Source organism: Mucilaginibacter sp. CSA2-8R, from assembly GCF_038806765.1.
In the GTDB taxonomy this organism is placed as follows: domain Bacteria; phylum Bacteroidota; class Bacteroidia; order Sphingobacteriales; family Sphingobacteriaceae; genus Mucilaginibacter.
Map to the genome: position 1 here is coordinate 4,103,999 of NZ_CP152389.1, position 22,325 is coordinate 4,126,323.

Annotated in this window: 15 protein-coding genes; 13 read left to right on the forward strand and 2 right to left on the reverse strand. The window is 42.7% G+C overall.

The features are described 5' to 3' along the window. Nucleotides 1-128: 128 nt before the first annotated feature. The 7 genes from AAGR14_RS17480 (at nucleotide 129) to AAGR14_RS17510 (ending at nucleotide 8,162) form a co-directional block, all read left to right on the forward strand. Nucleotides 129-1,451, forward strand: a complete 1,323-nt coding sequence (locus AAGR14_RS17480) for an inositol-3-phosphate synthase (protein WP_342645529.1) — start codon at nucleotides 129-131, stop codon at nucleotides 1,449-1,451. A gap of 406 nt (nucleotides 1,452-1,857) precedes the next feature. Then, complete coding sequence (locus AAGR14_RS17485) at nucleotides 1,858-4,326, forward strand: DUF5686 family protein (protein WP_342645530.1); 2,469 nt, start codon at nucleotides 1,858-1,860, stop codon at nucleotides 4,324-4,326. Between the two features lie 34 nt (nucleotides 4,327-4,360). Next, nucleotides 4,361-5,086 (forward strand): CDP-alcohol phosphatidyltransferase family protein, encoded by a 726-nt coding sequence (locus AAGR14_RS17490; RefSeq protein WP_342645531.1) that lies wholly within the window; start codon nucleotides 4,361-4,363, stop codon nucleotides 5,084-5,086. 3 nt (nucleotides 5,087-5,089) lie between these two features. After that, nucleotides 5,090-5,680, forward strand: a complete 591-nt coding sequence (locus AAGR14_RS17495; protein WP_342645532.1) for a DUF4833 domain-containing protein — start codon at nucleotides 5,090-5,092, stop codon at nucleotides 5,678-5,680. A gap of 6 nt (nucleotides 5,681-5,686) precedes the next feature. Further along, nucleotides 5,687-6,313, forward strand: a complete 627-nt coding sequence (locus AAGR14_RS17500) for a sterol desaturase family protein (RefSeq protein WP_342645533.1) — start codon at nucleotides 5,687-5,689, stop codon at nucleotides 6,311-6,313. Further along, a complete protein-coding gene (locus tag AAGR14_RS17505; protein WP_342645534.1) occupies nucleotides 6,310-7,248 on the forward strand; it encodes a phosphatase PAP2 family protein in 939 nt (312 codons plus the stop codon). Before AAGR14_RS17500 ends, AAGR14_RS17505 begins: the two co-directional genes overlap by 4 nt. Before the next feature lie 113 nt (nucleotides 7,249-7,361). Then, complete coding sequence (locus AAGR14_RS17510) at nucleotides 7,362-8,162, forward strand: hypothetical protein (protein ID WP_342645535.1); 801 nt, start codon at nucleotides 7,362-7,364, stop codon at nucleotides 8,160-8,162. Nucleotides 8,163-8,243: 81 nt separating this feature from the next. Here the strand turns inward: AAGR14_RS17510 and AAGR14_RS17515 are convergent, their stop codons facing one another. After that, complete coding sequence (locus AAGR14_RS17515; RefSeq protein WP_342645536.1) at nucleotides 8,244-9,290, reverse strand: metallophosphoesterase; 1,047 nt, start codon at nucleotides 9,288-9,290, stop codon at nucleotides 8,244-8,246. Nucleotides 9,291-9,643: 353 nt separating this feature from the next. Between AAGR14_RS17515 and AAGR14_RS17520 the strand changes: the two genes are divergently transcribed. Both AAGR14_RS17520 and AAGR14_RS17525 read left to right on the forward strand, forming a co-directional pair. Then, nucleotides 9,644-10,288: an HAD family hydrolase gene (locus tag AAGR14_RS17520; protein ID WP_342645537.1), complete on the forward strand. Its 645-nt coding sequence runs from the start codon at nucleotides 9,644-9,646 to the stop codon at nucleotides 10,286-10,288. A gap of 376 nt (nucleotides 10,289-10,664) precedes the next feature. After that, the gene (locus AAGR14_RS17525; protein ID WP_342645538.1) at nucleotides 10,665-11,141 is read left to right on the forward strand and encodes a hypothetical protein; all 477 of its coding nucleotides are present in this window, start codon (nucleotides 10,665-10,667) and stop codon (nucleotides 11,139-11,141) included. A 6-nt stretch (nucleotides 11,142-11,147) separates the two neighbouring features. On the opposite strand, the gene AAGR14_RS17530 is transcribed toward AAGR14_RS17525, so the two are convergent. Further along, a complete protein-coding gene (locus tag AAGR14_RS17530) occupies nucleotides 11,148-11,648 on the reverse strand; it encodes a DUF4385 domain-containing protein (protein ID WP_342645539.1) in 501 nt (166 codons plus the stop codon). A 196-nt stretch (nucleotides 11,649-11,844) separates the two neighbouring features. Between AAGR14_RS17530 and mnmE the strand changes: the two genes are divergently transcribed. The 4 genes from mnmE (at nucleotide 11,845) to AAGR14_RS17550 (ending at nucleotide 22,316) form a co-directional block, all read left to right on the forward strand. Next, complete coding sequence (gene mnmE, locus AAGR14_RS17535; RefSeq protein ID WP_342645540.1) at nucleotides 11,845-13,224, forward strand: tRNA uridine-5-carboxymethylaminomethyl(34) synthesis GTPase MnmE; 1,380 nt, start codon at nucleotides 11,845-11,847, stop codon at nucleotides 13,222-13,224. A 610-nt stretch (nucleotides 13,225-13,834) separates the two neighbouring features. Beyond that, nucleotides 13,835-14,779 (forward strand): sugar phosphate nucleotidyltransferase, encoded by a 945-nt coding sequence (locus tag AAGR14_RS17540; protein ID WP_342645541.1) that lies wholly within the window; start codon nucleotides 13,835-13,837, stop codon nucleotides 14,777-14,779. A 14-nt stretch (nucleotides 14,780-14,793) separates the two neighbouring features. Next, a complete protein-coding gene (locus AAGR14_RS17545) occupies nucleotides 14,794-18,126 on the forward strand; it encodes a UTP--glucose-1-phosphate uridylyltransferase (RefSeq protein ID WP_342645542.1) in 3,333 nt (1,110 codons plus the stop codon). 908 nt (nucleotides 18,127-19,034) lie between these two features. Then, nucleotides 19,035-22,316, forward strand: a complete 3,282-nt coding sequence (locus AAGR14_RS17550; protein ID WP_342645543.1) for a SusC/RagA family TonB-linked outer membrane protein — start codon at nucleotides 19,035-19,037, stop codon at nucleotides 22,314-22,316. The last annotated feature ends 9 nt before the right edge of the window (nucleotides 22,317-22,325 follow it).

Genomic DNA, 22,325 nt, shown 5'->3' on the forward strand with positions numbered 1-22,325 from the left:
TAAATTTTTATTTATTTACGAAAACGATTAAGTAAATAAATATTTACATATACTTGCAAAGTCAATAAATACTTTTATAAAAGTCGATGCTTGTCGATGTGATTATATAAATACGATAGAAAAACAAAATGGAAAACAACGTTAAACCAGCCAACGGCAAGCTGGGTATACTTATTCCGGGACTGGGGGCAGTTGCCACTACTCTGATTGCTGGTGTTGAAGCAGTAAATAAAGGCCTATCTAAACCTATTGGTGCGCTTACGCAAATGGGCAACATCCGCTTAGGTAAAAGAACCGAAAACCGTTACCCTAAAATAAAAGAGTTTGTACCCCTGGCCGATTTAAAGGATATTGTTTGGGGCGGCTGGGACGTTTACTCGGATAATGTATATGAAGCTGCGGTTAATGCAGAGGTTTTAGATGCGCGCTTACTGGATTCGGTTAAATCCGAACTGGAATCCATTAAACCCATGAAAGCGGCGTTTGATAAAAACTACGCCAAAAACCTGGACGGCACTCATGTTAAAACCGGCACCCGCTTAGACATGGCGAACGAGTTAATGGAAGACATCAAAAACTTTCAGGAGCAAAATAGCCTGGACCGTATCGTGGTGTTGTGGTGCGGATCAACCGAGGTATACTTTGAAGAATCAGATGTACACCAAAATATAGTTGCTTTTGAACAAGGTTTGGCTAACGATGATAAGCTGATTGCGCCGAGTATGTTATACGCTTATGCCGCTTTAAAATTAGGTATTCCTTTTGTAAACGGCGCCCCTAACCTAACGGTCGATATTCCGGCCCTAGTCGAGCTGGCTAAATATACCGACACCCCTATTGCTGGTAAAGACTTTAAAACCGGGCAGACGTTGATGAAAACTATTGTTGCTCCAGGTTTAGCTGCCCGTGCATTGGGCGTTAACGGTTGGTTCTCAACCAATATTTTAGGCAACCGCGATGGTTATGTATTAGATGACCCGGATAACTTTAAAACAAAAGAAGTTTCGAAGCTGAGCGTACTGGAAGAAATTTTTAAACCGGAAGCTAACCCTGATTTATATGGCGATATGTACCATAAAGTACGCATAAACTATTACCCGCCGCACGGCGATAGCAAAGAAAGCTGGGACAACATCGACATTTTTGGCTGGTTAGGCTATAAAATGCAAATTAAAATTAATTTCTTGTGCCGCGACTCTATTTTGGCTGCACCGGTTGCCCTAGACTTAGCTTTGTTTATTGACCTGGCGAAACGCGCCGGCATGAGCGGCATCCAGGAGTGGTTGTCCTTCTATTTAAAATCGCCGCAAACAGCGCCCGGTTTAGCTCCGGAGCATGATATATTTAAGCAATTAACCAAATTACAAAATACTTTGCGCCACATGATGGGTGAAGATTTAATTACACACCTGGGGCTTGATTATTACCAGGATGTAGTTGATGCCATGTAAAACACCTAAACCTTACCACAACAAAAAACCGCTGTAAAAACAGCGGTTTTTTTATTATTAAAGCATCTTGCAGACGTTTAATCATTTGATTAACTTTTTACTTTTCGAAAACAACAAGTAGCGTTTAAATAACTATTTTTGTAAAGAAACACACCAGCTAATAAGTTAATGATAAGTGTAACATGCTTTATTTATTAACGTCTTAGCTAAAATATAAATTATTAAAGCAGCAAGTTAGCACAATACACCTACTGGTAACATACGTTATAAACGATTAATGACACAAGCTGCAGCCTATATTTTACCTCGCCGATTAATGTGCTATACCTATTACTGCAAAGTTCCTGTTATCTTCTTACTACTGTTATGCAGCAGTATAGTTGCACTCGCGCAAAATACAGTGATTATGGGTACTGTAACTGATGCTGTTAATAACCGGCCGTTGAGCTATGTTACTGTGGCTTTTCCGGGTACCAGTATTGGTGCCAATACTAACGAACAGGGCAGGTATACTGTATCAACCAATAACTCATCGCTTTCTAAAATACAGGTATCGTTTATAGGTTATAAAACGGTAAATATAAATGTTAGCCCAGGTAAAGAGCAAACGGTAAATGTAAAATTGAGGCCTGAGAGCACAGAACTAAACACGGTAACTGTACAATCGGGCAAAAAAAAGAAATACACCAATCGCGATAACCCCGCTGTAGAACTCATTAGAAAGGTAATAGCTAACAAAGATAAAAACCGGCCCGAAAGCTACAATTATATAGAATACAAGGGTTATGAACGTTTAAACTTCTCGTTCATTAATGTTTCTGCCGGCTTTAGCGACCGAAAGCTGTTCCGCAAATACAAATTTTTGCTGGACAATCGCGACACGACCACGGCACCAGGCAAAAACCTGTTGCCTATTTACTTGAGCGAAAAAGCATATAATTACTATTACAGCAAAAACCCCGAGCGCCGCAAAACCAAAGTACTGGGCGAAAAGAACGTTAACTTCGGCAGCTTTATAGACAGCGAGGGCATCGGCGTATACTTTAAACACTTGTACCAGGATGTTGATATTTATGCCAACAGTGCCTTATTGGTAACTAATGAGTTTTTGAGCCCAATATCAGATAATGCCCCTTCAAACTATAAATTCTTTATTACCGATACGGTAGTGGTTGATGGCACCAAGCTGGTAGAGTTAAGTTTTACGCCGCGTAATACCAACGATATACTGTACGAAGGCAACATCTACATTACGCTGGATGGCAACTATGCTGTGCAAAAAGCTGAACTGACTCTTAACCGCAAAATTAACCTCAACTGGGTTAAGGAGATGCACATTAACCTTGATTTTGCTAAAAGCTCAGACGGCCGCTACCACCTAAGCCGCAGCAGTACCACGGCAGATTTTGGCGTCACTAAAAAACAGGACAAAGGCTTATTTGGACAGCGCTACCTGGTTTTTGACGATTATAAAATTAATGTCCCGCATGCCGACACCACTTATGCCGATCCGAACGAAATTGTTGCCGACGAGGTAAAACATCGCAGCAATGATTTTTGGACAAAAAACAGGCTGGACACTTTAAGCAAAGCAGAAGCACAGGTTTACGAAAATGTAGACAGCCTCCGGAAGATGAAATCGTACCGCACCACGGTAGACATTGCCCAATTATTACTGTTCGGGTACAAAACCTTTGGCCCGGTAGATGTTGGTCCGGCTAATGCGTTTTATAGTTTTAACCCGGTAGAAGGTTTCAGGCTTAGGGTTGGCGGGCGCACCAATATCGATTTTAGCAAGCGCATGCTGTTCGAAACTTATGCGGCATATGGCTTTAAAGATCAGAAGTGGAAGTATTTTTTAAGTGGTTTGTATTCGTTTAATAAGAATTACACGTACCGCTTCCCGCAAAATTATATCAAAGCCAGTTTTCAGCGGGATACCCGCATTCCTGGTCAGGAACTGCTGTTTTTACGCGAAGACAATTTCTTGCTATCTTTTAAACGGGGCAATAACGACAAATACCTGTATAACGATAACTACCGGATTGATTATGTTAAGGAGTTTACCAACCGGCTATCTATATCGGCAGGGTTGCGCCGCTTAACGCAATCAGCAGCAGGTTCGCTTTACTTCATTAACCAAATTAACGGTGTTCGCAACCAGGTGAACAGCCTTACCACGTCTGAGGCTAATTTTCAGTTACGCTATGCCCCTCACGAGGAGTTTATACAAGGAAAGGTTTTTCGTAAACCGTTCATAAACAAATACCCTATCATTACCCTGAATTATACTGCAGGGTTTAAAAATGTATTGGGCGGAGAGTATAACTACAACAAATTATCGCTCAATATTTATAAGCACTTTTTTATGAAAAAGCTGGGCGAGGCTGACGTTTGGTTAGAAGGCGGCAATATGTTTGGACAAGTACCCTACCCCCTGCTTACCATACACCGGGCCAACCAAACCTTTGCATACGACCCGATTTCATATAACCTGATGAACTTTTTGGAATTTGTGAGTGACCATTATGCAAGCATTAACATCGATCAGCATTTTCATGGGTTGTTATTTAATCGCATACCTTTATTGAGAGAACTGAAATGGCGCGAAGTTGCCTCAATTAAATCACTTTGGGGAGGCGTGAGAAACGAAAACAACCCAAGCCTGCACCCGTCTTTATATGAATTTCCGAAAGAAGCTAACAATGCTCCCATTACATACAGTTTGGGCAGCAAACCGTATGTGGAGGGCAGTGTAGGTATCGAAAATATTTTTAAAGTGATGAGAATAGATTTGGTTAAACGGTTTAACTATTTAGATCATCCAAACATTGCCAACTGGGGAATTCGTACCCGGTTCCAATTTATTTTTTAATTATTTTAGCTCAAATTTTACTATAATTTATTACATGGCACATCAAACCTCATTACGCACCAACCTCCAGTTAGGGATTTACCGGGTGATTGATCCGTTTGTTAAGGTTTTGATAAAACTGGGACTTACGCCAAACGCGGTAACGCTAATTGGTTTTATCCTGAATGTTGGAGTAGCCGGTATATTTATATGGGGTGCAGAAGAAGGAACCCGCGATGATTTATCGGAAGTGGCCTGGGCTGGCGGACTTATTTTGTTTGCCGGTTTATTTGATATGCTCGATGGGCAGGTGGCGCGTTTAGGTAACATGAAATCAATTTTCGGTGCCTTGTTTGATTCGGTACTCGACCGTTACAGCGAACTGATTATGTTTTTGGGCATCTGTTATTACCTCGTGGCAAACCATTACTTTTTAAGTTCCATATTTGCGTTTATAGCCTTAATTGGCTCTATGATGGTAAGCTATGTACGTGCACGTGCCGAGGGCTTAGGCATTGAGTGTAAAGGCGGCCTGATGCAACGGCCGGAACGTGTGGTAACGATTGGCCTGTGTGCTTTGCTTTGTGGCATTACTTCCAATTATATAGGTGGCAACTATAAGTTATATGTTCCGGGTATCCCATACCACGTTTTTGAAACAATGTCGCTGTTTACTGTGCCAATTACCATTTTGGCTGTACTTACTAATATTACGGCGTTTAAGCGCTTAATGGATGCTAAAAAATCATTGCTTGAGATTGAGAACGGAGAGAACAACTAAATCATGAAAATCAGATTAATTTATATACTTGCTGCGTTTGCAGTAGTTACCATAATTTTGCCGGCTGCCGCAAAAACTGCCAACCATTTGCCGGCAGACACAACCAAAAATTTGTATCAAATGCCCGGTAACCCTTACCAGGCCTTACCCGCCAATGTAAACCGTCTGTTTTATGTACAGCGCACGCCCAATGCCAACACCATTGTTTACGAATTAAACGCAGGAGAAAATGGGCAGCCTGATGCAGAGCAACCCGTACATGCTTATTGGATACGCTATACCGAGGGTGGAAAAAAAGACGAGCTGAACTTTATTCAGCGTAAATTTGCCTATGGTCTGACCTCCAAACCGCTTGGAAATGGCAAGTATGATATCAGGTTTGTGTCATACAAAAAATTTCCGCTCACCCTGATGAAGGCCGCTGACGGAAAATATCATATCTTCGCAACAATTTCACAAAGGCAGTTTATAGTTAACCGAATTTTCGTTAGAATTGAAGGAGGATCGTTCTGGGTTCCCAACGTGCGTTTTGTGGAGTTTAAAGGAACGGATCCGACAACTGGTAAAGAAGTTACTGAACGTTTCAAACCCTGATTAGTGATGAAAAGAAATTACGTTTCCAACTCGACCGAGTCCGTAAGGATGTTTAAAAGCGACTTATTAGAAGCTTTATCCAAAGTACATTTTACTGTACCACTATTTGTTTATATCCCGGTAATCGGCTATTTATGTTACCTGGCTTTTACTAAAAGCACTGTTACCCCGATAGGCTTCTTTGCCTTATTTGCAGCAGGTCTGGCTTTTTGGACTTTTGCCGAATATGTACTGCACCGCTACGTCTTCCATTTCGTACCTAAAGCCGAATGGGCTTTACGCATCCACTTTATATTTCATGGTGTACACCATGATTACCCGAGCGATGCCAAACGTTTAGTAATGCCGCCTTCGGCCAGTATCCCTATGGCTTTAGCTTTGTTCTTTTTATTTAACTGGATACTGCCGCCTACTTATATTTATTCGTTTTTTCCGGGTTTCTTGATAGGATACTTAATTTACGACATCTCGCATTACGCTATACATCACTTTAACTTTAAAGGCGGAATGTGGAAACGTATTAAACAGCACCATATGCTGCACCATTACCAGGACCCAAGTAAAGGTTACGGAGTAAGCTCCCCTATCTGGGACAAAGTGTTCGGCTCCGATTTTTTAAAAAAAGCTAAATGAGCCTTGTTCTCACTAAAAGTACAGCGGTAAACTTTAAAAGCTTTGTCACCGTTGTACTTATAGCTATTGCTTATCTGGTTGCCTCCTATTTTTTGGTCGGTTTTAAAACTGACCAGCTCGTATTGATCGGCATCTTTTTTAGTCTTTACTTTCTTACAAATACTACCCGCAAATTCGTTCTCGGCTTTTCTATCTTTATTATTTACTGGATCATCTTCGATTATATGAAGGCGTTCCCTAATTATCAATACAGCGAGGTACACATTTCGAGCCTTTACAATTTAGAGAAACATTACTTCGGAATACACGAAGCAGGCCGTTTGCTTACGCCAAATGAGTATTGGCGTGTGCATAGCCGCACGTTTTTAGATGTGCTCACGGGTTTATTTTATTTATGCTGGATACCTGTGCCTTTGGGCTTCGCCGCTTACTTGTTTTTTACCCGTAAAAGGGAGTTTTTATATTTTTCATTAACCTTTGTGCTGGTTAATTTGCTGGGTTTTATAGTGTATTACACTTACCCTGCCGCTCCGCCTTGGTATATACAATATCATGGGTTTCAGTTTGTAAAGGCAACGCCCGGCAACACTGCAGGTTTAGCCAGATTTGATAACTACTTTCACATTAACCTGTTTAAGTCTATCTACGCCAAAGGCTCAAATGTATTTGCAGCCATGCCCTCGCTGCACTCCAGCTATCCGCTTATTGTAGTTTATTATGGCTTAAAAAACCGTTTGGGCTGGGCTAATTTATTTTTTATTACCGTAAGTGTAGGTATTTGGTTTTCGGCAGTGTACACCAGTCATCACTACGTACTAGATGTTATGGCCGGGATAGCAACTGCTGCCTTGGGTATTACTTTATTCAATTATTTGGTCACCCATTCCAAGAAAACGCAGCAATGGCTGCATGTTTACGAAGGAATTATCCAATAGTTATACACAACCACTCATTTTATTCACATTAATTTACAATTAAAAGGAATATTGAGTAAATAGGCATACAATTTGCAAATGGTTGATTACAAATGGTCAATATTTGTTTTAGTATGAAAAAACTAGTTTTACTCGCCGCATATTCATTATTCTTGGTTACAGCTGTTAGTGCCAATACTATTGACAGCCTCAAACAGAAATTACAGTTAACTACTGATGACAGTCAAAAGGCTGTTATTTACAGCCAACTTGCTGAGTGTTACTTGAATGAAGTAAATTCAACTAATGCTTACACTAAACGCATATCTCAAGAAAATGCCGTTAACGTTACTATGCAAGCCATGCGTTTGTATTACAAACATAACGACACTACCGGGTTAATTGGTAGCTACAGCAATTTATCTAGAGGATACCGCTCACAACGTAAGTTTGCTCAGGCAAAATGGTTCATTTTACAAGCTAACACGCTATCACGCGAGCAAAAATCAACTCCAGATATTATTAATACCCTAGTTGATTTAGCAGCTATTAAAATGGATATTAACGATTTTAATTTAGCTAAAAGAGATTTAAAAGAAGCTCATTTATTAGCGGTAAAAAACAACTTAACAGCGTGTGATTCATTGGTAAAAACAGGCTTTTCAAGATTATACACTGTTATTCACGTACCAGATAGTGAAAATGTTTTTACCCAGTCGCCTAAAGCTCTAATGGCTGAGCTGAGAGCATTAGATTTATTGAATGCTAAAAAGGCTGTAACTATTAAACCTATTATCAAATCTTTCTCTAAACGTAAAGTATTGACTGCCGCTAACAAACGTACTTTTATCCCTAAAGTTCAAATGCCGGCAATTAATTGGGAAACACCATCTAACATTATGACCTCTGATAGCCTTAAAATGGTATCATTATAACGAGTTACTATATATAATAAAACAGAAAGGGAGTTGATCTACAGATCAACTCCCTTTCTGTTTATAGCCTGCCGGTATATTTTAAGCAACTTTGCGCTTCAATTCAATAACAGTAATTTCGGGCCAAATACCCAATCGTCCTGAAAAAGCCAAAAAGCCGAAGCCCCGGTTCACATATAAAAATCGGTTATTTTCTTGCGCTAAACCAGCCCAATCCAAATAACGATACTTTACAGGACTCCAACGGAACTTGTCTGTTTCGACGCCAAACTGTGCGCCATGCGTATGGCCGGAAAGTGTTAAATGGATATGTGAAGGATGGTAACGCACCTTTTCTTCCCAATGAGTGGGGTCATGTGATAGCAACAGCTTAAAATCATCATGCTTTACTCCTGCCAGGGCCTCGTCTAAATTTCCAATCTGTATAAACCCACGCCCCCAATTTTGTACACCAATTAGGACAATTTTTTGTCCATCTTTCTCTATCGGCGTATTTTCGTCCAGCATTAATCTGAAACCTAAAGCTTTATGATGCTTTTTTAACTTTTCCAGGTTAGCCGCTTTAGCCTCCTCACTTTCCCATTGTACATAATCACCATAATCATGATTACCTAAAATAGAATATTGCCCATAAGGTGCTTTTAACTGACTGAAGCGATGCATATACGGTTCAATTTCGCTGGCCACATTGTTAACCAGGTCGCCGGTAAACACAAACAAGTCCGACTTTTGCGCATTAGCCAGATCAATACCGCGCTGCACAGCGTCGGCAGTATCAAAACTGCCGGAATGAATATCCGAAAGCTGTGTGATAGTGAAGCCGTCGAAAGCCTCGGGCAAATCTTCAAAGTAAAGCGTATGCCGGTGTACCCGGTAATCATATTTACCTTTAACCATAGCATACAAAAATGAGGTAAAGGGTACAGCAGCGAGCAAAACTGCAGCTTCACTTACAAATCTGCGCCGCGCCGGAATATAACTTCCATCCTTTTTATTCTTATTAATTCCGTTAAATAATCCGGCAATTAAACGGTAAATATCTCCTGCTAATAATACCAGCGCAAAAAACAGCTTACTAACTAATAAGCCTATAAAAATACTAAGCAGCCATTGTTGATAAGGCCTCATGCCCGGCGGCCGGCTGGCACTTGTTATAATTATTAACAAGCCAACCACTAATAGTATGGATATTGCCCAATAAATCCACGAAACAATACGTCGGGTTTTTTGATTGGCTTTCCTTAGCAAAGTTTTGAGGCCTTGGCTTACATAAATATCTAACAGAAAACTGAAAGCAATTAGGTAAATAAAATACTGAAAAATACCACCGTGACGCATTAGAGAAAGAGTTAAGTTGGGGTACGAAATATACTGCACAATAAACTTATGTAGAAACTTATTGTGTTAAGTACAGGTAACTTTACCGGTAAAAAACAACCCTTATATATTAAAGCCCTATTTTTGGTACCTGATATATGCTTATGACAACAGATTTGAAGAATAAATTTGACAGTATAATTTTTGACCTGGACGGCACCTTGTGGAACTCTACCGCCAATGTGGCTACAGCCTGGCAAAAGGCTAAACAAGAAGTGGATTACGTAAAAGAAGACATTACCCGCGAGGTCGTGCAGTCTATTACCGGGATGGCTTATGATGCAATATTTGATAAACTGGTACCTTACCTAACACCCGAACAACGTAAAAAATTTCAAGCCCTTTGTGCAAAATACGAACTCGAAGTATTAAACACTAAAGGCGGTGATTTATACCCAGACTTAGTGTCGACTTTGATATATCTGCACGAGCGTTACCCGCTGTTTATTGTTAGTAATTGTCAGTGCGGTTATATTGAAACCTTTTTAACGCTTAACGAACTTGAATATTTATTTAAAGGCCATCAATGTTACGGCACCAAAAGCCAGCCTAAATTTCAGAACATCATAGATGTAGTACAAGACTTTGATTTAAAGCACCCCGTATATGTGGGCGATACGCAAGGCGATTACGACAGTGCCACCAAAGCAGGCGTACCTATAATTTTTGCCGAATATGGTTTTGGTACAACTAACGGCGAGCCGGTAGCCCGCATACAGCATTTTAAACAACTTACGGAATTACTTTAACCGGGTTTAAACAGACCAAGTAAAGTACACTGTCAAAATGCGTTTGCTGATAATATTTAGCGTGCGGATACACAAAGCACAATAATTTCTATACGCTTTATTTTATGCTGCGCGTGTAAGTATTGCTTTTGCCCATAAACGGCAAGCTTGTGTAGAGGTTAATAATAGAGCAACGTATCAGTATATTAACTTTAACACCAGAATTTATTGTAGCTTAAATAGCGCATCCTTAGTGCTGTTTAGGCTATTTTAATTTGTATGCACTTATCTAAGGGATGGTTTTCAGGTTTTATTTATTCAAACCATAAAATAAAGCAACAGGCTGTTACATCTCATCGTCATCAAACGTATGGTCTATAATTCTAACTAAACCATTATGAAACAGCACTTAGCACTTTTATTATTACTTATTACTACTTGCGTAGCCTGTAAAAAAGACAGTAACCAATCAGGTAACACAGATTCGGCTTTGACCGGTATTTGGGTAAAGCCATCCATAAACGCTGCTACGGCCAGCGACAAGGAAAGTATTGAGTTTTCATCTGACGGCGATGTTACCATTAACAGGTATTATAGCAATACACCTACACAACAAATTGTGAAATATTCTTATAGATATACCGGTAAATATAGGGTAACCGGAAGTGGGATGTTGCAATTGTACGACATGCAATTATTCGCTAACAATAGTACCGACCCTTACGTCGCCATTGATAAATTAACGTCTAAAGGATCCTCAGCCAACCAACAATACCTTTACAAATTAGATAACTTTAATACGACGCTCACCTGGACGGTTGTTTGTCCGCCTAATGCCAGTTGTATAGGTGCTCAGCAGTACACCAAACAATAGTGCGTTTTACAAGCCCTCGTACAAGCGGCGATGTGTTATGGCCATCTCCTGGTAAACAGCATCATTTTTTACTTGTTGCCAGTAGCCATAAAATATTTTTGCTGATTCTGCCTTTACCTCATCCTCTGTTCTTGGTAGCTCGGCACGACCATGCGCTCCGCTTTGCCCTTTTTTATTTTCCGGTACCGGGCCATCGTACTTTTTGCCCCCCTTATGGTTAGCGTACCGGCGAGAACGGGTGTACCCCATTTGTAAAAACTTGCGGGCCATATCCATGCCCACAAAATCGCCGGCTTGCTTGTAATCCTCAAATAGCTGCAGTATACTTTGCGCCGAGGCCACGGCAATATCCGGTGTTTTAAAACGCCAGTGAGGCAGTATTTCGCTTTTATAGGGTTCAACCAACAAAACACCCTGTTCGCCTTTACCAATGCGATATTGTTCGGGATGTTGCCTAAAATCGAGATGCTCAAAATTTAGCTGGTAATTAAACGGAGCGTTGGGCATTAAGTAAATGTTATTGATGCTCTTTATTCAACCCTCGCTAAAGCAGATGGTTTGCACTATTGCATATCGGATTGTTATAGCCTCACCTTAGTAACCAGCAAAAGCATCGGACATTTTTACGAGGCTTAAACATAAATGCGCTCGTAAATCAGCATTTTTGTACGTAAACAGAGGCTTCTTTGCCGATTATCAACGCATGAATTATTTAACTCAAGATACTATTGTTGCATTAGCTACCCCCAACGGCACAGGCGCCATAGGCGTCATCCGCTTATCAGGTCCAGACGCATTAAGCATAGCTAACAGTGTGTTTGAAGGTAAAGACCTAACGCAGCAGGTATCTCACACTATTCACTTAGGTTACATCATTGATGGCGATTTGGTATTAGACGAGGTACTGGCTTCTTTATTTATTGCACCGCGGTCGTACACGCGCGAAAACGTAGTTGAAATATCTTGCCATGGGTCTAATTATATTATACAGTCCATCATTAAACTGCTGATCAGAAAGGGTGCCCGCTCGGCAAAGCCCGGCGAGTTTACCCTGCGGGCATTTCTAAACGGGCAATTCGACCTGTCGCAGGCCGAAGCTGTGGCCGATCTGATTGCATCTGACTCGAAAGCATCGCAGCAAGTGGCCTTGCAGCAACTACGGGGGGGCTACAGCACCGAACTACAAACCCTGCGCGAACAACTGGTACACTTTGCGAGCATGATAGAACTGGAACTGGATTTTTCGGAAGAAGACGTAGAGTTTGCCAATCGTGCCCAGCTTAAGCAACTCATTCATGATTTAACCCGGGTAATTGGTAAGTTAATCCAGTCTTTTGAGCTGGGTAATGCCATCAAACAAGGCATCAATACCGTTATTGCCGGTCGGCCCAACGCAGGTAAGTCCACCTTACTGAATGCCTTACTCAACGAGGAACGGGCTATTGTAAGCCACATTGCCGGTACCACGCGAGATACTATCGAAGAAACGCTCAACATCAACGGTATCAACTTTAGGCTGATTGACACTGCTGGTATACGCGAGGCTACAGATGCTATTGAGCAGATTGGCGTACAAAAAACCATGGAGAAAATTAGCCAGTCGGCCTTATTACTCTATGTTTTTGATGTGGAACAGTTGTCATTAGAAGAATTACAGCGCGACATCGAAACATTACATAAGCAGGGCTTACCTACCATTGCAATAGCTAATAAAGTAGATTTGGCACCGTTTAACCCTGAAGACTATCAGAGCGTATTACCAGAAGGAGTTACGCTCACTGCTGTATCTGCCAAAGCCAAAACACACATCGACGATTTAAAACAGCTGGTATATAACACCACCATTCAAGGCCGCCTAAATGGTAACGAAACCTTGGTAACTAATATACGCCACCTTGAAGCACTTGAAAAAACAGAGCAGGCCCTCATCAAAACCTTGCAAGGCATCGACTTGCAAGTTACTTCCGACTTTTTAGCCATGGATATTAAGCAGGCCTTGCATTATTTAGGTGAGATTACAGGCGCCGTTACTACAGATGATTTGTTAGATAACATATTTTCTAAATTCTGTATCGGCAAATAATTCTCACGAGTAAACAAAACTCTGACAGCTAAATATCGTATTTTTAGTCTCTTGTATTTTGCTTTCTTTTGCCCAGTTTTTGGATCATCGGTGATGTCTCTCTCTTATTTTAGTATTATCTTGATATTCAAAACAAAAACGTGAGGTAAGATTTTTAGAGATCATTTAAGTCGCTTATATACAGTTATCCCTGCCTATTATACCCTATTTCCATTTAATGACTTTCAAAGTGGGTGGCTTAACAATCAATACTATTTTTCTTTCCTTAGTACTAATCTGCCGGTTACGCCTCTTTCATTAATGAAGTACTAATCGGCTTTAATTAGTCAAAAGTTTGCTTGTTGTTTATCGCAACGGCTTAGAGACCTACAATCCGATTAAAAATATCTTTACTTGTTAATTTTTCACTAAAACCGAAGATTTGTTAACGGCTATGGCCGTTCGATATAGCAAATACATTTAACACCTAACTTTTTGGCGATTTATCTATATTAGCACCAATTGTAATCGATTGTATGTGTAACGGTACATTTTACTGTACTCATTAAAATTACAAAAGATAGATTACACTTCAATTGGCAACAATAACACTAAAGCATTATCATATCTTATGAAAATAAAAAAAGCTGTAATTACAGCCGCTGCCCGCGGAGAACGTTTGTACCCGGTTTCAGATACTGTACAAAAAGCGATGCTGCCTATGGTTGATACCGATGGCTTACATAAACCTACGATACAAATTATAGCCGAAGAAGCTTTTGACAGTGGTATTGAAGAAATTTGCGTAATCTGTGCTCCCGGCGATGCTGAGCGTTATCAAAACGCCTTTACAGCACTTAAAAATAATCTTACCAAATCGTTTAGTGGTGCCGAGTGGGCACGGCAAGAAGCAGCTAAAGTAGATCTATTTTTAGAAAGAGTGCAGTTTGCGGAACAAACTGAGGCATTGGGTTACGGGCACGCCGTATACTGTGCACGCGATTTTGTTGGCGAAGATGCTTTTTTACTGCTATTAGGCGACTACCTGTATGCCTCTAACCAAAAAGGGAAAAGATGTGCAGGCCAGTTATTGGATTTAGCCTCTGCCGAAAACTGTTCTGTTTCGGCGGTTAACCCTACACCTGAGCATCTTATTGGCCGCTACGGCACCGTAACCGGCAGGCATGTTCCGGGCAGCACTGGTGTTTATGAGGTAGAAAAGCTGATTGAAAAACCTTCGCTAAGCCTGGCCGAACTGGAGCTGCAAACTCCGGGTTTGCGTATTGGCTATTACCTGTGCTTCTTTGGTATGCACGTGCTTACGCCGGCCATTTTTAATATATTGCAAAAACAGATTGACGAGGGTATTAACCCGGTATTACTTACCCCTGCCCTGCACGAGCTGGCCCAAACAGAGCGTTACCTGGCACTCGAAGTACGAGGCTCGCGCTATGACCTGAGCCGTCGGCATGGGTTGTTGCGCGCGCAGGTTGCCTTAGGCCTGGCCGGCGAGGCCCATGACGAAACGTTAAGTATACTGGTCGAATTGCTGGCTGAAGCCAAAGGCCGTAAATAATCTGCTATTTTCTGATGAATATATTTATTGAAACCATCACATCGGCAGAGCCGCAAAAACGTGATCGCTCGTTTTTTGAACTCAGCCGGCACATGCATTCGAAAGAGTTGCTCGGCGCACTGCTTGAGTTAGAAGAGTTCCGGAAAACTACACCAAACCTGTACGATAAAGTTAGAGCCATTCTGTTTTTATATGCCGGATTCCGTTTTTTCTTAATATCGGCTAAAGAAATGCCTGAAATCGGCAAGGTTCCGTATGCCGGTTTCGAAGATTTACTGGCGCGCAGGTTTGAGCAGGCTATTCATGCCTTTTACCAAGAGCTGAAAGTGCAGGGCTCTAACGCTACCCTGTTTAGTGCACTGGCAGAATGTTACCACCAGCTCTCGTTCCAAACGTTAGCCAACCAGGTGCGCAAAAGCGTACGATCCAGCAAAGGCAATCAATGGATGTTCAGGTCGGGCAACCTGGAACAGCATCCTATTAAAATACACCCCAAACTCCTGCAGCGGCGCGAAGGCACGTTATTTTACCCCATTTTGCACGAGCAAACCTCTGTTCGTATGGATTTAACGCACAGTGGCTGGTCAGACATTTTCTTTTTGGGAATGGATTACCCTGATGGAGCCAACGTGATAAACGTGTCTATTGACCTTGGCATGTTTGGTCGCGACAAAGATATTCGTCCACCCCTGCACAGCTACGTGCGTGTAATACCCGAACCGGTGCTGCGCGTGACCAGTATAGACTTAAATACCACTAAAGATATCACCGAGCTGGATGACTTGTTTAACTTTGGTAACGATTACCTGAGTTTGGTTAAAGCCGGAATTATAGCGTCAGGCCTTATTCCACCGTCGTTCGAAGGTACTAACCAGTCGCTCATTAGATTGCTGGCCAACATTGTTGGGCCGGGCATGGGTATTGAACTTGTTACCAGGGTAAACGATATTCCGAAAGGTTCGCGCTTTGCAGTATCTACCAACCTGTTGGGCTCTATTATTAGTTTGTTAATGCGGGCTACCGGGCAAACACGTCAATTGGAGGGCGGCTTAGAAGAAAGCGAACGCAGACTGATTGCCTCCCGCGCGATTTTAGGCGAGTGGATTGGCGGTTCGGGCGGCGGTTGGCAAGATTCAGGCGGTGTATGGCCGGGCATTAAAGCTATCCACGGCACCTTTGCCCACGAAGGCGACCCTGAGTTTGGCACCAGCAAAGGCTCCCTGTTGCCTAAACATGAAATTTTAACCGGCGACAGAGTACACCCTGAGTTTTACGACCGGATAACCAACTCACTGGTACTAATGCATGGCGGTATGGCCTCTAACGTAGGCCCAATACTGGAAATGGTAACCGAAAAGTATTTGCTCCGGTCCGAAAAAGACTGGGTTGCACGTCAGCAAACTAATCAAATTTTTAATAATATCCTGGAGGCTATCAAAGAGGGTGATATTAAAAAGCTGGCCGGCAATACAGAAAATAACTTTTTTGGCCCCATTAAAACCATTATTCCGTGGGCTTCTACGTACTTTACCGAGCAGATTATTAGTAAGGCGAAGCAAAGATTTGGTGCCGACTATTATGGCTTCCTGATGCTGGGCGGTATGTCGGGCGGTGGTATGGGTACATTCGTCAATCCCGAAAAATACGAGGCATCTAAAACCCAAATGCTCGAAATACTCAGCGAAACGCGGCAGGAACTCGCAGCATCGATGCCTTTTGCCATGAGCCCGGTAGTATACAACTGGAGCATCAACCATAAAGGGAGCTGGAGCACGCTACATGAGGGTAACGAGGCGCTGATGCCTGAGCAATACTATGGTATTCACGTATCTGGTTTAGTGAAAAAAGACCCGGCGGCTGTTTCATACATCCGTCGTGCCGAAATTGATTATTTTACCACACATTGCGAGCAAAACAACCAGGCTTACCCGTTGCTGCGCACTATAGTGAGCAACCTGTTCCAGGTTTCCGACCCATCGAGCCAGGGCAACCAATCTGTTGAGCATCAAAAAGCCGATACTGTTAAAAAAGAAAACGGCTTCGACTTTATTCAGCACGAAGAAATACGCGAAGAAATTCAGAAAGGCCGCATAGGACTATCGCGCAACAGGCTACCGGCCGAAACGCTGATTGAGGATGTAGAACCCGGCGAGATCAGTACTATAGAACAGGTTGAAGCAACTGCCGAAGGGGTTGCCGCTATTAAAGCCGGTAAAGTGGCCGTCATGAGCCTGGCAGCCGGCATAGGTACCCGCTGGACTAAAGGTGCAGGTGTTATTAAAGCTATCAATCCGTTTGTGGAAATGGCAGGCAGGCATCGCAGCTTTTTAGAGATACATCTGGCAAAAACCAAAAAAACTGCTGAAAAGTTTGGCACCCATATGCCGCACGTAGTCGCTACCAGCTACCTCACCCATGCACCTATACAAAGCAACCTGAACGAAACGCATAACTTTGCTTATGACGGACCCGTATATCTGTCGGCAGGTCGTTCGATAGGTCAGCGCTTTGTGCCGATGGAACGCGATTTGCGCTTTTTATGGGAAGATATGCCACAGGAAACCTTGGACGAAAACAAGCAGAAGGTACGCGATGCGGTAAGGCAGAGCATGATAAGCTGGGCCAAAGCTAAAGGCGAAGGCAGCGATTATGTAGACAACGTAGCTTCGCAGCGGTTTTCGCCGTTGGGGCATTGGTATGAGGTGTCTAACCTGCTCAGAAACGGTACCCTGGCTAAATTACTGGCCGAGCATCCGCAGGTAGAAACACTGATGCTACACAACATTGATACCTTGGGCGCTGATATTAACCCGGCTGCACTCAGCTATCACCTGCAATCGGGCAATGTGCTGACTTTTGAGGTTATCCCCCGCCACATTGACGACCGCGGCGGCGGTTTAGCAAAAATTAACAATAAACTACGCTTGCTCGAAGGTTTGGCCCAACCTCATGAAGAGGATGAGCTAAAACTAAGCTATTACAACTCCAACACTACCTGGATACAGATTGACCCGCTGCTTGCGCTTTTTGGCCTTACCCGCCAGGACCTTCAGCAGGGTGATGCCTTGCAACTGGCCAAAGCTGTACGTACCGTGGCGCACCGTATCCCGACGTATGTGACTATTAAAGATGTAAAATACCGCTGGGGCCACGCACAGGAGGACATCTACCCGGTTGCTCAGATTGAAAAGCTATGGACGGACATGACCGCCCTGAGCGACCTTAAATGCGGCTACTTAATTGTACCCCGCTTGCGCGGCCAGCAAATGAAAGACCCGGCCCAGCTTGATGCCTGGGTAACGGATGGCAGTAAAGACTATGTAGAATCACTATGTGATTTCGATTGATATCAAGCTAACAAACTAAGCGCTATTCCATGGGCATAGCGCTTAGTTTAAACAAAATCTTATACAACACGGTAGTGTATAGTGCATTCTAAATTAAAAGACAACTGTTCGGCACTTAACCCCCAAGTTCCCTACCAAGAATAGCCTTAAACAGTAATACTGATTTGACCGATCTGCAATGGCAATTGCAGAAGGCGCCGTTTAAGAATTATTGAAATTAACCCAAAGCCCGATAATTGCTTTTGCGATTTACCTACCTATTATTATAATTCGGTTTCGTTTTGTCTATAATCTCTGCTTACTCGGGCAGATGCTTGGATAGTTCAACATCCCAAGTAATTGTTAGATAAACTGGATAGAGGTGTATAATTGCCTACATAACTTCACCTATTTCCGACCGAAACAGTGCAATCTCTTAACAGACTTTTACAAGCTTTTAGACGTTAGAGGCTTTTTTGATCCTAATAATTTAGCATCGAATTAGTAATTGTGTATTGATCAATTTGTTGTCTATAGATGAGGAGTCCAACATTATTGGCATGATACTTTTTGAGCAAGTTATGATTAAGTCCTGCTTTAAATAAAATGTAGTATAAGGTTGTGTTAATATTTTATAAAATAAGCGTGGCGCAATGTCAACATTCTTTTGTCTGAATAATAATAAACTTTGAATGTTTGTAATTGCTACCTGTACTCCCCTTCGTCAACAATCTAAGGTTGTAACAAAATTTCATAAAAGGTATATTTCTGTACAAATTTTAGCCAATAATGAGGGTATATTGTGTAATTTGCGACCATTCTACATCACACATTTAAAGGCATTGTCATCTCCCGAATTCTATTTAGCCGTAAGCCTTTAATACAAATTCCATTAAATATTACAGCAAACACATTCGCTAATCTTTTCTATGAATAAAAATCTACTCATTTTTATTGTTGTTTTTATAAGCAATCATTTATTTGCTCAAACCCGAAATTTGCACGGAACGGTAACAGAATCGGGTACAAAAGCCGTTTTACCAGGCGTTTCTATAACTATTAAAGGAACGAGTATCGGAACAACCACTGATCAGGAGGGCCGGTATACCATCAATGCGCTCCCAACGGCCGGCACCTTGGTTTTCTCGTATACCGGTATGCAAACAAAAGAAGAAACAATCGGGCAGCAGTCTATCATCAACGTGCAGCTAACGCCCGACACGAGGCAATTGCGTGAGGTTATTGTAAACGCTATTGGTGTTGAGCAGGAGCGCGATAAATTCGGCTCTTCTGTATCTACTGTGAAAGGGAAAAATATTGCACAAAGCGGCGAAACCAGCTTGTTACAGGGCATGAGCGGTAAAATATCAGGCGTACAGATTACGCGCAACAGCGGAGATCCGGGTGCAGGTGCCTACATTCAGATCAGAGGCCAGAATACGATTACCGGTAACGCACAGCCATTGTTTATTGTTGATGGCATGCCGGTAAGCAACTCGAGCGATAATTTGGGTGCCGCTGCAGCTAACGGGATTGTACAGCAGTCACGCATCGGCGATATAAGTCCGGAAGAAATTGAAAGTGTAGAAGTACTGAAAGGTGCATCGGCAGCAACTCTATGGGGAACCCGTGCAGCCAACGGCGTAATCATTATTAAAACAAAAAGAGGCCGTAACACGGATGGCAAGTTGAACATTACCTATAAATCAACAGTGTCGTTTGATCGGGTTAACAAAATGCATCCGCTACAAACCACCTACGGCAATGGGTCTGATGGGTTTTACCGACAAGGTGATAAATTGAGTTTTGGTGATTTGATTGCCGCCCGTACGGGTGGTGCCGACACCTATATTACCAACCCTGCTGCCGCAGGCTACCAGGGGTTTGTAACTTTCCCGGATGGATCAACGCGATATGCTATTGCATCCGGCAATACAGCCAATCCTCATGGCGGCAAAAATTCAACTGATGTTTTCGACCATAATCAGGATGTATTTCAAACCGGTCATTTTTTTGACAATAACATCACCCTAAGCGGCGGCGACAGCCGTTCAACTTTTTTAATAAATTATGGCAACCTCACACAAGACGGTGTTGTAAAAACATTTAGCCGTTATGTGCGGAACAACGCCCGGGTTAACGCCTCTACCAGGTTTAACAACTGGCTCAAAGCATCTGCAAACATCGGCTATACCAAAACATACTCATTACGTAACCAGGAGGGAGATAATGTTGATGGTATCTTGTTAGGTGCTACCCGTACCCCACCCGATTTCAATAATGCTTATTATACAGGTACCTACACCTCACCAACCGGCGAGATATTCAACAACGCGCACGTATCATACCGTAACCCGCTGGGCAAAGATTTAGGTACAATTTATTCAAACCCGGTCTGGAATGTTAACAACAACCGCAACAGCAGTGATGTAGACCGTATTATCGGGGTACTTGAACTTAATGCCAATCCGTTATCATGGTTAACCCTCACCGGCCGCACAGGCATTGATAATTTTACTGATGACCGCACGGAAAGGTTTGCCCGAAACTCGGCCTTATTTTTAAATGGCTACCTGTCTAAAACTCTGCTTACCGAAAAGCAGTTTAATACAGATGCATTTGCCAGTGCCAGCAAAACTTTAAGTAACCAGTGGCGGGGCTCGCTGTTACTGGGCGTTAACTACAATAACCGGCGGCGCACTACCCGGTCTGATGCCATTTCAAATTTAATTGTGCCTACAGCACCCGATATTTTAACCAATGCCTTAAACTCTAATTTGATAGCCGGTAATACCACTTCACTGATGCGTACGTACGCTTACTACTTACAAAGTGATTTAGAGGCCTATGATATGTTTTACTTAACCCTGTCGGGACGTAACGAAAGCGCCTCTACATTTGGCAAGCAAACCAGCAATAGTTTCTTCTTCCCTTCGGCAGCATTAGCCTGGCAGCTAACCAAAATAAAGGGTTTGGATAGTTCGCCGATCCTGAGCTTCGCCAAACTCCGGGTGAGTTGGGGGCAGGTAGGCATTCAACCGCAGCCTTATCAAAATTTAACAACGTTTAGTCCGGCTGTTTACAGTGATACATTTACCCGTGGCCTAACCTCCACCAGCGCTCTTTATGGAGGTGGTTACAGCCGAAGCACTATAGAGGGCAACAATTTTTTAAAGCCCGAAAGAAAAACAGAAACGGAGCTGGGTTTAGATATAAGACTACTGCAAAACCGCATCAGCTTGTCAGCCACTGCTTATACCAACAAAACCAAGGATGTGATTTTGGCATTAAATGTGCCCAACGAAACAGGGTTTACGGTTCGCAACTCAAACGCCGCTGTACTATCCAACAAAGGGTTTGAGCTGGATATCAACGGTGATGTAATCGCTCAAGCCGCTTTCAGGTGGAACATCTCAGGTAACTTTGCAGTAAACAGAAGCCTTGTAAATTCACTGGCCGGAGCCTCGGTATACACACTTCCCGACAGTTTTATACAAAACGCATCTCTTATCCCCGGTCAGCCTTTCGGTGTATTCTATTCAACCGACTTTTTAAAGAATGCTTCCGGAAAATATGTACTTGACGCAAACGGGTTTCCGCAGGCCGGTATCAGCAATGAGGTAATTGGTAACCCCAACCCAAAATGGCAGGGCGGCCTGGGCAGCACGGTTAGCTACAAAAACCTGTCGCTTTACGTTCTGTTTAGCCGTGTGGCAGGTAACGATTTTTTTAATGGTACACGGGGGTCCCTTTATAGCATTGGCACCCATGCAGACCAAGGTAACACCGTTATTGCACCCACTGGTGGTTTACGCGACGTGACCGGCAAACTAATACCGGCCGGTACAGCTTTTCAGGGGCAAATTGCTGATTTTGGAGCCGGCCCTGTGGCTATTAATCAAGCGTGGTGGCAAGGCCGTGGTTCTGCCAGTAACACAGCCTCGTATAAGCAATTTGTAGAGAATGCCAGTGCAACCCGGCTACGCGAGGTTACGCTTACCTATAGCCTAAACAGTGCCGCATTTAAACGTACCACGCATTTATCCGGAATTGATTTCAGTGTAACCGGCCGTAATTTATTGTTGTGGACTCCTTATTCAGGCACCGATCCGGAACTGAATGTTACCGGTGCCGGTTTAGCCCGCGGGCAAGACTGGTTTACCAATCCTAACACGCGCTCATGGTTATTCTCTATACAAATCAGATACTAATATTAAGCC